Source organism: Pseudoalteromonas sp. SWXJZ10B (assembly GCF_015864475.1).
Classification (GTDB): domain Bacteria; phylum Pseudomonadota; class Gammaproteobacteria; order Enterobacterales; family Alteromonadaceae; genus Pseudoalteromonas; species Pseudoalteromonas arctica.
Genome location: NZ_JADYXD010000007.1, coordinates 53,121 through 67,482, shown reverse-complemented (window position 1 = coordinate 67,482; position 14,362 = coordinate 53,121). Strand labels below are relative to the sequence as shown.

Genomic DNA, 14,362 nt, shown 5'->3' with positions numbered 1-14,362 from the left:
AAGAAGGGGATTACATCACCTTTCATTCTTTGTTGTGATTTTACTAACTAAAATACGAGTTTGTGTGAGTTATGACCGCGTTAATGTGAGTTAGTTTTGTTACATAATGCATATTGTAGGTACTTTTTATGAAGTTCAACAAGTTCTATATTCACTAAGTCTAAACTGCGGTCATTATTTAAAATATCATCCGCTTTTTGCTGTTTATTGGCTCGTGACATTTGCGAGGCAATAATACTTTTAACTTGCTCAATACTTGTATTGTCACGTTTTGTTGTACGCGCTATTTGTACAGAGGTTGGCACGTCAATAAGTAAGGTATGGTCGCAATACTTATCAAGATTATTCTCAAACAATAAAGGAGCGACTAAAACAACATAAGGGCTAGTTGCATTATTTAAATCGTCTAGTATTTTTGCGCGAATAAGAGGGTGCAGTAGTGAATTAAGCCATTCTTTGTCACTGTTGTTAGTAAATATTTTTGCGCGAAGCTCTGCCCTATTTAATGTGCCATCTGGCAATAAAATATGCTCACCAAAGTGGGCTGTAATCGCTTTTAGACCTTTGCTGTTTGGCTCTACTACTTGACGCGCAATTATATCGGCATCAACTATTGTAATACCAAGCTCTTCAAACATGTTGCTAATGGCTGTTTTACCACAGCCAATACCGCCAGTTAATCCTAATACCCAGCTGTTTACTTTAGTTATTTGCTCGCTCACGTTAATAGCCAATTAAATTAAAATAAGCGCCTTGAATTTGGTTACCCCAAAGCATTGCAATCCAGCCAGCTATCGCTAAATAAGGCCCAAAAGGGATAGGGGTCGCTTTGTCTTTACCTTGTATGCTTAATAGTGCAATACCTATAATGGCACCTACCACGCTCGAAAGCAGAATAATAGTGAGTAATGACTGCCAGCCAAGCAAAGCACCAAATACAGCAAGCAGTTTAAAGTCGCCATAACCCATGCCTTCTTTACCGGTTAATAACTTAAATAACCAAAACACGCTCCATAAGCTTAAATAACCGCAAGCAGCACCAATAATGGCATCAGTAGGTGTAATTGTGTAACCCATTACCGAGGCAATAAGTGCAAGCCATACAAGTGGTAATGTAAGCTGGTCTGGCAGTAACATGTGATCAATATCAATAAAGGTCAGCGCGACTAAAATCCACGTTACAAAAATATATAAAAGGGCTTGCTCGGTCGCACCAAAGCTATAGGCAGCAATTAAACTTAATATGGCAGTAATTAGCTCTACAGCAGGGTAGCGAGCAGAAATAGGGTTACTGCAACTTGCGCATTTACCTTTAAGTATTAACCAGCTAATAATAGGAATATTCTGCCAAGGCTTTATGGCAGTTTTACATTTAGGGCAGGTAGAGTTAGGTTTTACTAAGTTAAAAGGCTCGTTGATATTAGCTTGTTTAGATTTATTAGCTGTAAGTTCATCTTCTAACAGTAATCTGCATTCGCTTTGCCACTCACGTTGCATCATCAACGGTAAGCGATAAATAACCACATTTAAAAAGCTACCAACACATAAACTAATTAAGCCAATAGTGGTTAAATAAAACCACAACTGGCTTTGCATTACTTCTATAATACTTTGCATTTGTTTACCTAAAACTAAAATTTTTTAATAATACCAATTAACAGTGCGATGTAAAATCGTAATTAAAAACGCGATATAAAATCGCGACTACGCGGTTTATGCCACAACACCGTAGCAGCGGGTTTACCCCGCGACTGTTACTATTGCTGCGCGATATCAAATCGTAATTAAAAACGCGACTACGCGGTTTATGCCACGGCACTGTAGCAGCGGGCTTACCCGCGACTGTTGCTATTACCCCGAGATTGTTACCATTATTGCGCGATGTAAAGCCGTAATTAAAAACGCGATGTAAAATCGCGACTACGTGGTTAATGCCACGGCACCGTAGCAGCGGGTTTATCCCGCGACTGTTACTATTGCTGCGCGATTTGAAATCGTAATTAAAAACGACTACGGGGTTTATGCCACGGCACCGTAGCAGCGGGTTTACCCGCGACTGTTGCTATTACCCCGCGATTGTTACAATTATTGCGCGATATAAAATCGCGACTACGTGTGTTTTTAAATAGGTATTTATATTTTTCTCAATGGTATTAAATAACTGAGCCCAATTGGAAAATAGGTAAGTACATAGCAACAATCAAGCCACCAACAAGTACACCGAGTACAGCCATAATAAGTGGCTCAAGCAAGCTCGATAGGCCATCAACTGCATCATCAACTTCTTGCTCGTAAATAGTTGCTACTTTTGCGAGCATGCCATCTAGTGAGCCAGACTCCTCACCAATTGCGACCATTTGTATTACCATATCAGGGAATATTTTTGAGTTACGCATTGCCCAGTTCATTTGATTACCAGAGCTAACCTCTGCTTTTATATCTAAAATAGCATAACGGTAAACAGCATTACCTGAAGCGCCTGCAGCAGAATCAAGCGCATCTACAAGTGGCACACCCGCAGCAAACGTGGTCGAAAGAGTACGTGCATAGCGAGCAACGGCTGCCTTATTTAAAATCATGCCAATAACAGGGAGTTTAAGTATAGTTCTGTCGGTAGCATCCCGGAGCTTTAAACTTCGTAGTTTTGCTTCTTTAAATGCGTATCCAAAAGCAAACATTCCAATAAGAATCATCCACCAATACGCTTGCATAAAGTCAGATATACCAATTACAAATAAAGTAAATGCAGGAAGTTCAGCACCAAAACCTGCAAAAATATCTTGGAATTGGGGTACTACAAATATTAATAATATGGAGGTAACAATACCTGCAATAACTAATACCGAAATAGGGTAAAACATTGCTTTTTTAATTTTTGACTTTAATGCTTCAGACTTTTCTTTATAAATAGCGACACGATCAAATATTCTATCAAGCGCACCTGATTGTTCGCCCGATGCTACTAGGTCGCAATATAAATCATCAAAATAGCGAGGGTGTTTTCTAAGCGCTGTAGATAATGGCTGACCCGCTTTTACTTCATCTGCAATAGTTTCCATTAGTTTACCGATGCTTTTATTAGTCGAACCGGTGCCAATCATTTCAATTGATTGTATTAGCGGAACGCCCGCCATCAACATAGTTGCTATTTGGCGAGTAACGAGAGCGATATCTTTTGGCGTTATTTTTTGAACACTTTGAATGCCAAATAATGGTTTTGCTTTACGCTTTACTTTTGAAGGTGTTATACCTTGTTTACGAAGTTGGGCTTTTACTAATGCAATACTATTACCTGTAAGCTCGCCTTCAAGTTTTTTCCCTCGTGCACTTACACCGACCCACTGAAAAGTATCGAGGCCTTTATCTTGTTGTTTTTTTGCCATTAAGAGTACCCAGCTGAATTTGGTTTAAACTTCATTATTACAAGCATAACTTAAACTAATGATTCTTGGTAGAAAAGTTGGACGCTTTAAAATCGTTGCCCAACGGACCAAAATCTAGGCCCGTAAATGTAGCCCTTATCAGGGTCAATATTATTATAAATACTTATCGCTTTTTGTAAGTAAAGGTACCATGCAAAAATAAATAAAATGGCTATTAAAGCTTTTAAGTATTTATTTATGGGAATGCTTTGGATACTTTTTTTATTGATTCTACCAAGTAGCAACCCCCACATTATAAATAAGAGTGTTTGCGAAACCGGCATTACATGCACACCAGAAAACAGTGAGTATGTAATTCCTATAGCAAAAGAATAAAAGAGGCTTTCAGTAATGATGTCTTTTTTATGCTTTTTTAAATGTGTTATCGCTTTTTTAAATGTTGTAAAAACAGCGGTTAAAATACATATAAGGGCGATAAGACCCCATTCATTTAAAATTTCAATTAATGAATTGTGGGGGTGACTAAAAGGGGCTGAACTCCCAAGTGACATTTCAAACACTCCAGGACCATTGCCTACAAATAAATGCTTTAAAGATAGGCTTGAAAGAGTATTAAACCATAAATCAATACGGCCCGAGGTGGATGTGCGTAGTATTTCAGTACCTCCTCTATTTAATGAATCCAAAACATAAAAAGTAATACAACTTAAAACAAAGCAGAGTAACCCGATAAAAACTTGTTTTTTTAATGTGGTTTTTAAAGCAAGAGCAAAAATAGAGAAAGCTAAAAATGAGAGTAAAGCCCCACGAGCTTGGCCAATAAATATAAGTAATAAGTTTAAAAACAAAATAATAAATACAACACGCTGAATGCTTTTAAACTTTAGGAGTAGCACCAAAAAGGGAAGAATAAACACCTGTACTTGGTTAAAAAAACGAATGTTAATAAAACCGGAGTAGATTATGTAGGGGTTTAAGGGCTGTTGTTCAGATAGCGTAAAAATTATATTAAGTAGGCATATTAAAATGAGGCCTGTATGAGTTATCAGTAATGCATAAATAATAAATAAAATAGATTTTTTATTATTTATAGTACCTACATAACACATAGTTAAAATAAGTAGACTTATATGAAATGTGTAAAGTAAGCTAAAGCTTTGCTCCGCACTCATTAATGCAGATAAATAACCACAAAAGATAAAAACCGAAAATAATATTCCATTTTTTTTGTTTAGTGCCAGCTTAAAAGTAGGCTCTTTATTACTTAAAAAAGCAGTAAGCACTAGAAGGCTCGTGAAAAGTAAAAAAGCTATTTGGATGATACGTTGGTGATTATGGTAATCGTAGGAAAATATGGGTATTAAAGGTATTAGCGTACACAGAAAAAACAAGCTGATAAGCGATGATTTTATTATATTTACTATATTCATGAATGCTGATTCTTACGCATTAAAAAAGCGCCAAATTAGGCGCTTTTAGTAATCAAAAAATGATTAAGATTGTGGGCAACTTTTAGGTGCTAGATCTTTATTTGTTGCAGCAATACCACTGGTTGCACATGTCCAAGTACCTTCAGTACTTCTACTCCAAGTCAAAACAGCAGTTGAGATTTGTGTTGGTGCATTTGCTATAGTACAAACAATCGTCGTAGCTGTTGTAGTAATAGCACAGTTTTTAGTTGATGCACTTAAACCTATATCAGCAACCGGAGGAGCAGTTGCAAGTCCATTGTTTTTTGCTATTTCAAAACCAGTTCTACCAGCTGATATTTCAGCCAAACCAGCAGTTAGTTTAGATGTTGCTTGGTAGTTTGAATACGCAGGCAATGCGATTGCAGCAAGAATACCGATGATTGCTACTACAATCATTAATTCAATTAGGGTGAAACCCTGTTGTTTTTGAGTCATTGTTTTCATGTTTCCTCTCCTAAAGGATAGATTTTTGTAACTTAAATCACTTAAGCGGCAAAATGCCTCACTTAATTTAACCGATTTACTTTACAGTTTTACTTAAAATTAATTTTATTACACTTTAGCTTTAGAGTATGAAACACAAAAGCCGTATGTGAATTCATTATGTTTAGTACTAGCTATAAAAGTTTACTAAGAGCACTACATGTTGTAGCAACAAATAGTATAGGCATAAAGTAAGTAGTTTAGTTGCTTTAGTTTTTAATTATGTCTTTAAAAACTAAAGGTACTAGTTATTTATGACTACCTTTTAAAATAAAATAGTACAACAGAATTAGTCTACCATTTTATTTTAGTATTTAGCACGTATCTTCTTATAAAAAAGCGATTTTATTTAACAAAATGTTACAAAGTAAGCCTTTCGGGTTATTTAATGCTTTTTTACTTAACTTGTCAATCGATTAGCGGTATTAATTGGCAGTTGTTGCTTTAAAATTGTTCAAAACGCATCGATAAATCGATTGATTGTAAGTTTTTTGTTAACGCCCCGCTGGATATAAAATCGACGCCGGCTTGTGAATAAGTTTTGAGTGTTTCGAGGGTCATATTGCCTGAAACCTCTAGTTTTGCGCGTTTGTTGGTTAAAATTACAGCTTGCTTAATTTGCTCTACGCTAAAGTTGTCTAGCATAATTATGTCGGCGCCAGCTTCAATTGCTTGCTTAAGTTCAGGGAGTGATTCGACTTCGACTTCGACTGGTTTGTTTGGGTGGTTTTGTTTAGCTTGAGCTACGGCTTTGTTTATTGTGCCACAAGCCGCTATATGATTTTCTTTAATTAAAAAAGCGTCAAATAACCCAATGCGATGATTTGCACCCCCACCACATTTTACTGCGTATTTTTGAAGAGCGCGTAGACCGGGTATTGTTTTGCGTGTGTCGAGTAGTTGCGTAGTTGTACCGCTTAGCTCTTTTACATAATGCGCTGTAGTAGTTGCAGTGCCTGATAAAGTTTGTACAAAGTTAAGTGCAGTACGTTCGGCGGTTAATATTGAACGAGCCGAGCCAATAGCGGTAAATAATGTACTGTTTGCTTTAACTGCGTCGCCATCATTTATAAGTACATTAACCTTAACGCTTGGGTCTACTTGTTTGAATACTTCAAGGATGATGTCTTTTCCGCAAAAAATGCAATCTTCGCGAGTGATTACTTTGGCGTTGGCTTGCTCGCTCTGAGGGATAAGCTGCGCGGTAATATCTCCGTCTTGAGCTGTTTGATAATTTAAATCTTCGTCGAGTGCAAGAGTGACAAGTTGGCTAACTAAAGAGTGCGGGATAGACATAATAAAAGCTCATAAGCGTTAATAAATTAAGCAAATTTTACTATGTTTATAAAAGAAAGAGAAGCGATTGCCTTTTCATCAATATAAAGATAAGCGCTTGAAGTAAATTCGTACCTACGTGCGGGTTTGAATTATCTGTAGGTGAGGTTTTATACCTCGCTTTTAATTTCAACAGTTACGTTACATGAGCGGATGTAAATTCGCACCTAGGTATGGGTTTGAATTATCTGTAGGTGAGGTTTTATATCTCGCTTTTAATTTCAAAAGTTATGTTACATGAGCGGATGTAAATTAGCACCTACGTATGGGTTTGAATTATTTGTAGGTGAGGTTTTATACCTCGCTTGTTACTATCATTTTTTTAATAAATCCATTAGCATCAGTGCTATGTATATCTTGATATTTATATAATAAACGTATCATGAAAATAGATTTAGACGGTGTTTTAAGTACGGTAGCGCAGCGGCCTTGTTCGCATTTTGATGAGCGCCCTGATGAGGCTGATATTTCTTTATTGGTGATTCACAATATATCATTGCCAGCAGGGCAGTTTGGTACACCTTTCGTTGATGAGTTATTTATGGGTAGCATTGATTGCAATGCTCATCCGAGTTTTAGTGACTTAAAGAATTTACGTGTATCGGCCCATTGCTTTATAAAGCGCACCGGTGAGGTTATACAATACGTGCCTTTTGAAAAGCGCGCTTGGCATGCAGGGCAATCTGAGTTTGTGGGGGTACGTGCTTGTAATAACTTTAGCATTGGCATTGAGCTTGAAGGTACCGACACCGCTCCATATTCTTTAGCACAGTACAAAACATTAACTATTATTAGTAAATCTATAATGCAACGCTATCCAAAAATTACCCCTTCGCGTATTGTTGGGCATTGCGATATTGCCCCTGGGCGTAAAACAGATCCTGGCAGTAGCTTTAATTGGCCATTGTTTTTTAATATGCTTGAACAACTAAGTTAAGAGAGTTATTCCCATGATTTTAGTTTCTATAATAATTGCATTAATACTAGAGCGCTTAGGAGCTCGGTCTAATTACTGGCAGATAAGTTATTACGCAAATGGTTATTTAAATCGCTCTAATAAATTACTTGGTGATAAGGGCTTATTTAGCTCAGCACCGGGCTTTTTAATTTGGCTTTTACTTCCTGTGATTGCGATGGCACTAATTTATTGTTTATCTGATTTTGTTTTGTGGCAGTTGGGCATTAATATCGCGGTGCTTTTGGTTTGCTTTGGTTGTGCTAAGCAGCGTGCTTTATATAAGTCGTACTTAAATGCGTTAACGCGAGATGATGGTACTGCTGCATCTTTATATGCGTTGCAAATAGGTCAAAAGCGTACTGATGATCAAGATGGTGGCGAAACCTTTGGGCAAACATTGGCGTGGGTAAACTTTAGATTTTACTGTGCGGTTATTTTTTGGTTCGTTGTTTTAGGCGCGCCAGGTGCGGTTTTATATGCACTGGTACGTACTTTAGCTGATTTAGTACGAGAAGATCATAAAGTAATATTTGCTAAGCGTTTTAAACTTATACATAAATTATTGTTTTGGCTCGACTGGTTACCTGCACGTATTACCAGCTTTGGTTATTTAGTAATAGGTAACTTTAATAAAGGCACAAGCTGTTGGCTACGTTACGTACTTAACTTTAAATCTCCAAACCGAAAAGTAGTAACATGTACTGCGCTGGCTGCAGAGCAAGTTGAAAAGCGTTATTACGGCTGTACCTACGAGGCCACTTGTATGATTAAGCTTGTTAAGCGCAATGTATTATTTTACTTAGTACTTATAGCACTACTTACATTATTTGGTGGACTGTCTTAAGTTAATACCTTTTTAATAAAGTACCTTATGCAATGTAAGGTGCTTTAATCTCTTCCTGCAATTTTTAAACACAATAAAATAGAGCTAATATTCTAATTTCTTCTGGTCAGACCAATTGTTTTCATCCTATTAACGTTATAACAATTTTTGTAAATTGCGCATTGTTTAATCTTCGTTCAAAATGCGTTACGCTACTTTAATTGCTCAAGTTACCTGTAAATTGACAGCTAATAAGGTTTTTGATACCGTATTGAAAATTTTTGGTATGACCAATTTACCTTTTGGGTAAATCATACTACTCAAAGCCCCGCTTTATGGGCTCTTGGTATTTATACAACGCGGACGTTGATTCATGTCTTTAAAGATCAAAGCAGCAAAGTTATCTGATGTTATTTTACAGCAACTCGAGAACATGATTCTTGAAGGCTCGTTAGCACCAGGTGAAAAGTTGCCACCAGAGCGTGAACTAGCAAAGCAATTTGAAGTGTCTCGCCCGTCACTGCGTGAGGCAATTCAAAAATTAGAAGCGAAAGGTTTAGTTACGCGTCGCCAGGGTGGCGGCACGTTTGTAAAAAATCAGCTCGAAGAAGGGCTTACTGATCCACTTTTTGATTTGATTAGTAAACACCCTGAGTCGCAGTTTGATTTACTTGAATTTCGTCATGCATTAGAAGGGATTGCTGCTTACTACGCGGCACTGCGCGGGACCAGCAACGATTTTAGCAAAGTGAAAGAAAGCTTTGATAAAATTGCCCTAGTTAATGATGATTTACAGCAAAAAGCAAAAGCAATTAATGCATTTCACTTTAGCGTGGCAGAAGCTTCGCATAATGTGGTGTTACTGCATTTAGTAAGAGGCATGAAAGCGCTGCTTGAGCAAAATGTATTGCAAAATTTAACTGTTTTATTAAAAAAGTCAGATATTAGCAGTCAGTTAGCCGAGCACAGGCGTTTATTAATGGATGCCGTTATTGACGGTAATCCAGAACAAGCCCGTTTAGCAAGTAATGCGCACTTAGCATTTATCGAAGAAGCACTACTTGAAGCAGGCAAAGAACATTCGCGAATTGAACGTAGTTTAAGACGCACTAAACAAAATTAAGTTAGTACATAACTACTTTGAACACACAAATTAAGTAGCTGTGATATTAAATTAACAATATTCGTATTTTAAACATAAGGAAACCTCCATATGTCTGAAGTCAATAAAATTGACGTAGACGCGCTAGAAACACAAGAGTGGTTACAAGCTCTTGAATCAGTTGTGCGCGAAGAAGGTGTTGAACGAGCTCAGTTTTTACTTGAGCAAGTATTAGAGCAAGCCCGTTTAGACGGCGTTGATATGCCAACGGGTATTACCACGAACTACGTTAATACTATTCCTGTAGATCAAGAACCTGCTTACCCGGGTGATGTAAATCTTGAGCGTCGTATTCGTTCAATTATACGTTGGAACGCGATTATGATCGTTCTACGTGCATCTAAAAAAGATCTCGACTTAGGCGGCCATATGGCGTCTTACCAATCATCTGCTGCATTTTATGAAGTGTGTTTTAACCACTTTTTTAAAGCACCAAATGATGTAGACGGTGGTGACTTAGTTTATTACCAAGGTCATATTTCTCCTGGTATTTATGCACGTGCATTTGTTGAAGGTCGTTTATCTGCTGCACAACTAGATAACTTCCGCCAAGAAGTTGATGGCGAAGGCTTACCATCGTACCCACACCCTAAGTTAATGCCTGAATTTTGGCAGTTCCCTACGGTATCAATGGGCTTAGGTCCTATTTCGTCTATTTACCAAGCACGCTTCTTAAAATACTTAGATGGTCGTGGCTTAAAAGATACTAAAAACCAACGTGTATACGCGTTTTTAGGTGACGGTGAAATGGATGAGCCAGAATCACGCGGTGCAATCTCTTTTGCTGCACGTGAAAAATTAGATAACCTTTGTTACTTAGTTAACTGTAACTTACAGCGTTTAGACGGCCCAGTTATGGGTAACGGTAAAATTATTCAAGAGCTAGAAGGCTTGTTTAAAGGCGCTGGCTGGAACGTAATTAAACTAGTGTGGGGCAGCGGTTGGGATATTCTTCTAGCTAAAGACACAACGGGTAAATTACTACAGTTAATGAACGAAACTGTTGATGGCGATTACCAAACATATAAAGCTAAAGATGGCGCGTACGTACGCGAAAACTTCTTTGGTCGTTACCCAGAAACAGCTGCACTTGTTGCTGACATGACAGATGACGAAATTTTCGCGCTTAAGCGTGGTGGTCATGAGTCATCAAAATTATTTGCTGCATTTAAAAAAGCAGAAGACACTAAAGGCCGTCCAACTGTAATTCTTGCTAAAACTGTAAAAGGTTACGGCATGGGTGAAGCAGCGGAAGGTAAAAACATTGCGCACCAAGTGAAAAAAATGGACATGTCGCATGTTGCGCATTTACGTTCACGCCTTGGTCTTGATGATTTAGTATCTGAAGAGCAACTTGCAGAACTACCTTATTTAGAACTTGAAGAAGGTTCACCTGAGTATAAATACCTACATGCTCGTCGTGATGAACTTAAAGGTTATACACCTAAGCGTATTCCACGTTTTAGTGAAAAACTTGCGTTGCCAGAAGTAGACGCATTTAAGCCGCTACTTGAAGAACAAAAACGTGATATTTCTACGACTATGGGTTTTGTTCGTGCACTTAATATCTTATTAAAAGATAAAGGCATTGGTAAAAACATCGTACCAATTATTGCCGATGAAGCGCGTACATTTGGTATGGAAGGTTTATTCCGTCAAATCGGTATTTACAATCCGCATGGCCAAAACTATACGCCACAGGATCGTGATATTGTTTCTTACTACAAAGAAACTGTATCAGGGCAAGTGCTTCAAGAAGGTATTAATGAGTTAGGTGCAATGTCGTCATGGGTTGCTGCTGCAACTTCATACAGCACTAACGATTTACCAATGATCCCATTCTACATTTACTACTCTATGTTTGGTTTCCAACGCGTTGGCGACATGGCATGGATGGCGGGCGATCAACAAGCACGTGGTTTCTTATTAGGTGCTACTGCGGGTCGTACAACGTTAAATGGTGAAGGCTTGCAACACGAAGATGGTCACAGTCATATTCTTGCTAATACGGTTCCTAACTGTATTTCATATGACCCAACTTACGCGTTTGAAGTTGCTGTTATTGTACAAGACGGTATTCGTCGTATGTACGGTGATGACCAAGAAAATATTTACTACTACCTAACGCTTATGAACGAAAACTACCATCAGCCAGCTATGCCAGAAGGCGCTGAAGAAGGTATCCGTAAAGGTATTTACAAGCTTGAAAGTTACGAAGGTAAAAAAGCCAACGTACAGCTATTAAGCTCAGGTACTATTATGACTGAAGTGCGTAAAGCCGCTACGATTCTAAGCGAAGAGTATGGCATTGCGTCTGACGTGTTCTCTGTAACGTCTTTCAACGAATTAACGCGTGAAGGTCAAGATGTTGAACGTTTCAACATGCTTAATCCTGAAGGCGAGCAAAAAACAGCATTCATCACAAGCGTATTAAACGACTCTGTGACTGTTGCAGCAACGGATTACATGAAAAACTACGCAGAACAAGCGCGTTCATTCATTCCAAGCAGCAACTACAAAGTGTTAGGTACCGATGGTTACGGTCGTTCTGATAGCCGTGAAAACCTACGTCGTCACTTTGAAGTTAACGCGGGCTACGTTGTTGTTGCTACGTTATCTGAACTTGCTAAACGCGGTGAAGTTGAGAAGTCAGTAGTTGTTGAAGCACTTAAAAAGTTCAACATCGACACTAACAAACTTAACCCACTGTACGCATAAGAGGTTTGCAATGAGTATTGAAATTAAAGTACCAGATATTGGTGACGATGAAGTAGAAGTAACCGAAATATTAGTAAGCGTTGGCGACAAAGTAGATGTGGACCAATCATTATTAAATGTTGAAGGCGACAAAGCATCAATGGAAATACCTGCTTCGCAAGCGGGTACAGTTAAAGAAATTAAAGTAAACGTTGGCGACACCGTTACAACTGGCTCTTTAGTATTTTTGTTTGAAGGCGAGAGTGAAAGCACTGGTGAAGAAAAAGCATCAGCCGCTGCTCCAGCTAAATCTGAAGAGGCAGCACCTGCTGCTTCTACAGGTTCTTCAACTAAAGAAGTAACCGTACCAGATATTGGCGATGATGAAGTTGAAGTAACTGAAATCATGGTTGCTGTTGGCGACACCGTTTCAGAAGAGCAATCTATCTTAAACGTTGAAGGCGACAAGGCAGCAATGGAAGTTCCAGCTCCATTTGCCGGTATAGTTAAAGAAATTAAAGTCGCCGCTGGCGATACAGTTAAAACAGGCTCATTAGTGTTTGTTTTTGAAGTAGCAGGAAGTGAATCTGCAGCACCGGCTAAAGAGTCGGCTCCTGTAGAAGCGCCAGCAGCTAGCTCAACAGCAAACGCAGCACCAAGTACTAAAGAAGTGAATGTACCTGATATTGGTGGCGATGAAGTTGAAGTAACTGAAATTATGGTTGCAGTTGGCGATAAGGTTGAAGAAGATCAATCAATCTTAAACGTTGAAGGCGACAAAGCTGCAATGGAAGTACCAGCTCCATTTGCAGGTACAGTTAAAGAAATTAAAGTAGCCGCTGGCGATAAAGTATCGACTGGCTCATTAATTTTTGTATTTGAAGTTGCAGGCAGCGCGCCAGTAGCAGTATCTGCACCCGCTGAAAAATCAGCACCTGCAGCTGCGGCTAAAACTGAGTCGGCACCGGCTCAAGCAGCACCTGCAAAAGCAAGTAATGAAAGCTTCACAGAAAACAGCGCGTATGCTCATGCATCACCTGTTGTTCGCCGTTTAGCGCGTGAGTTTGGTATTAACCTAGCTAACGTTAAAGGCACTGGTCGTAAAGCCCGTATAGTTAAAGAAGACGTGCAAAACTATGTTAAAAACCTAGTTAAGCAAGTTGAGTCGGGTCAATTATCTGCAGGTAGTAATGCTGGTGGCAGCGAGCTTGGTCTTATTCCATGGCCTAAAGTTGATTTTGCTAAGTTTGGCGAAATTGAAGAGCAAAAACTGTCTCGTATTCAAAAGCTATCAGGCAAAAACTTACACCGTAACTGGGTGCAAATCCCACATGTTACACAGTTTGACGAAGCAGATATCACAAGCCTTGAAGTATTCCGTAAAGAGCAAAATGTGCTTAGCGAGAAGAAAAAGCTGGGTGTTAAAATTACGCCGCTTGTGTTTGTAATGAAAGCAGCTGCAAAAGCACTTGCTGAATTTCCAAAATTCAACTCATCGCTTTCTGCAGACGGCGAAAGCTTAATTCTTAAAAAGTACATTAACATTGGTGTTGCAGTTGATACGCCAAACGGTTTAGTTGTACCAGTGTTTAAAGATGTTGATAAAAAAGGCATTATTGAACTATCACGCGAATTAATGGAAGTATCTGTTAAAGCACGTGACGGTAAGCTTACATCGTCTGATATGCAAGGTGGTTGTTTTACTATTTCTAGCCTTGGCGGTATTGGCGGTACGGCATTTACGCCGATTGTTAATGCACCAGAAGTGGCTATTTTAGGTGTGTCTAAATCTGAAATGAAACCTAAATGGAATGGCAAAGAGTTTGAACCAAAACTAATGGTTCCGCTGTCTATGTCATACGACCATAGGGTTATTGACGGAGCCTTAGCTGCACGCTTTACTGTGACTCTTGCAAGTTACATGAGCGATATTCGCCAATTGGTGATGTAATCGCTGGACAATGAATAGAATCAAATCCCAGCCAGTTGTTTTTAGCTGGGATTTTTACCATTTGCAATGATACAATCTTTGCACAAATTTGTGATCTG

General features: G+C 38.6%; 11 protein-coding genes. 5 read left to right on the top strand and 6 right to left on the bottom strand.

The annotated features are described in order from the left end of the window. Positions 1-80: 80 nt before the first annotated feature. The 6 genes from coaE to nadC form a co-directional block, all read right to left on the bottom strand. Positions 81-722: a dephospho-CoA kinase gene (gene coaE / locus I6F54_RS08640; RefSeq protein WP_197140900.1), complete on the bottom strand. Its 642-nt coding sequence runs from the start codon at positions 720-722 to the stop codon at positions 81-83. A gap of 1 nt (position 723) precedes the next feature. Continuing rightward, positions 724-1,617 carry a prepilin peptidase gene (locus I6F54_RS08635; protein WP_197140898.1) on the bottom strand — a complete coding sequence of 298 codons (894 nt, stop codon included), beginning with the start codon at positions 1,615-1,617 and terminating at the stop codon, positions 724-726. Positions 1,618-2,153: 536 nt separating this feature from the next. After that, positions 2,154-3,383 carry a type II secretion system F family protein gene (locus I6F54_RS08630; RefSeq protein WP_197140895.1) on the bottom strand — a complete coding sequence of 410 codons (1,230 nt, stop codon included), beginning with the start codon at positions 3,381-3,383 and terminating at the stop codon, positions 2,154-2,156. An 86-nt stretch (positions 3,384-3,469) separates the two neighbouring features. Next, the gene (locus tag I6F54_RS08625) at positions 3,470-4,666 is read right to left on the bottom strand and encodes an O-antigen ligase family protein (protein ID WP_331458718.1); all 1,197 of its coding nucleotides are present in this window, start codon (positions 4,664-4,666) and stop codon (positions 3,470-3,472) included. A gap of 210 nt (positions 4,667-4,876) precedes the next feature. Further along, complete coding sequence (locus tag I6F54_RS08620; protein WP_197140887.1) at positions 4,877-5,299, bottom strand: pilin; 423 nt, start codon at positions 5,297-5,299, stop codon at positions 4,877-4,879. A 483-nt stretch (positions 5,300-5,782) separates the two neighbouring features. Further along, on the bottom strand, positions 5,783-6,634 hold the full coding sequence (gene nadC / locus I6F54_RS08615; protein ID WP_197118238.1) for a carboxylating nicotinate-nucleotide diphosphorylase: 852 nt from the start codon (positions 6,632-6,634) through the stop codon (positions 5,783-5,785). A 421-nt stretch (positions 6,635-7,055) separates the two neighbouring features. Between nadC and ampD the strand changes: the two genes are divergently transcribed. The 5 genes from ampD to aceF all read left to right on the top strand — a co-directional run bounded on the left by ampD (position 7,056) and on the right by aceF (position 14,264). Next, positions 7,056-7,610 (top strand): 1,6-anhydro-N-acetylmuramyl-L-alanine amidase AmpD, encoded by a 555-nt coding sequence (ampD, locus tag I6F54_RS08610; RefSeq protein ID WP_165727145.1) that lies wholly within the window; start codon positions 7,056-7,058, stop codon positions 7,608-7,610. A 13-nt stretch (positions 7,611-7,623) separates the two neighbouring features. Continuing rightward, positions 7,624-8,475 carry a beta-lactamase regulator AmpE gene (gene ampE / locus I6F54_RS08605; protein ID WP_197140883.1) on the top strand — a complete coding sequence of 284 codons (852 nt, stop codon included), beginning with the start codon at positions 7,624-7,626 and terminating at the stop codon, positions 8,473-8,475. Between the two features lie 352 nt (positions 8,476-8,827). Beyond that, positions 8,828-9,577 carry a pyruvate dehydrogenase complex transcriptional repressor PdhR gene (pdhR, locus tag I6F54_RS08600; RefSeq protein WP_008170672.1) on the top strand — a complete coding sequence of 250 codons (750 nt, stop codon included), beginning with the start codon at positions 8,828-8,830 and terminating at the stop codon, positions 9,575-9,577. A gap of 90 nt (positions 9,578-9,667) precedes the next feature. After that, positions 9,668-12,334 (top strand): pyruvate dehydrogenase (acetyl-transferring), homodimeric type, encoded by a 2,667-nt coding sequence (gene aceE / locus I6F54_RS08595; RefSeq protein ID WP_197140874.1) that lies wholly within the window; start codon positions 9,668-9,670, stop codon positions 12,332-12,334. A 10-nt stretch (positions 12,335-12,344) separates the two neighbouring features. Next, positions 12,345-14,264, top strand: a complete 1,920-nt coding sequence (aceF, locus tag I6F54_RS08590; protein WP_197140863.1) for a pyruvate dehydrogenase complex dihydrolipoyllysine-residue acetyltransferase — start codon at positions 12,345-12,347, stop codon at positions 14,262-14,264. The last annotated feature ends 98 nt before the right edge of the window (positions 14,265-14,362 follow it).

What these genes read in the sequence shown, in the direction of transcription:
- I6F54_RS08635 (WP_197140898.1), bottom strand. Translation starts at nt 1,617, where the DNA reads ATGCAAAGTATTATAGAAGTAATGCAAAGCCAGTTGTGGTTTTATTTA.
- I6F54_RS08630 (WP_197140895.1), bottom strand. Translation starts at nt 3,383, where the DNA reads ATGGCAAAAAAACAACAAGATAAAGGCCTCGATACTTTTCAGTGGGTC.
- I6F54_RS08620 (WP_197140887.1), bottom strand. Translation starts at nt 5,299, where the DNA reads ATGAAAACAATGACTCAAAAACAACAGGGTTTCACCCTAATTGAATTA.
- nadC (WP_197118238.1), bottom strand. Translation starts at nt 6,634, where the DNA reads ATGTCTATCCCGCACTCTTTAGTTAGCCAACTTGTCACTCTTGCACTC.
- ampD (WP_165727145.1), top strand. Translation starts at nt 7,056, where the DNA reads ATGAAAATAGATTTAGACGGTGTTTTAAGTACGGTAGCGCAGCGGCCT.
- ampE (WP_197140883.1), top strand. Translation starts at nt 7,624, where the DNA reads ATGATTTTAGTTTCTATAATAATTGCATTAATACTAGAGCGCTTAGGA.
- pdhR (WP_008170672.1), top strand. Translation starts at nt 8,828, where the DNA reads ATGTCTTTAAAGATCAAAGCAGCAAAGTTATCTGATGTTATTTTACAG.
- aceE (WP_197140874.1), top strand. Translation starts at nt 9,668, where the DNA reads ATGTCTGAAGTCAATAAAATTGACGTAGACGCGCTAGAAACACAAGAG.
- aceF (WP_197140863.1), top strand. Translation starts at nt 12,345, where the DNA reads ATGAGTATTGAAATTAAAGTACCAGATATTGGTGACGATGAAGTAGAA.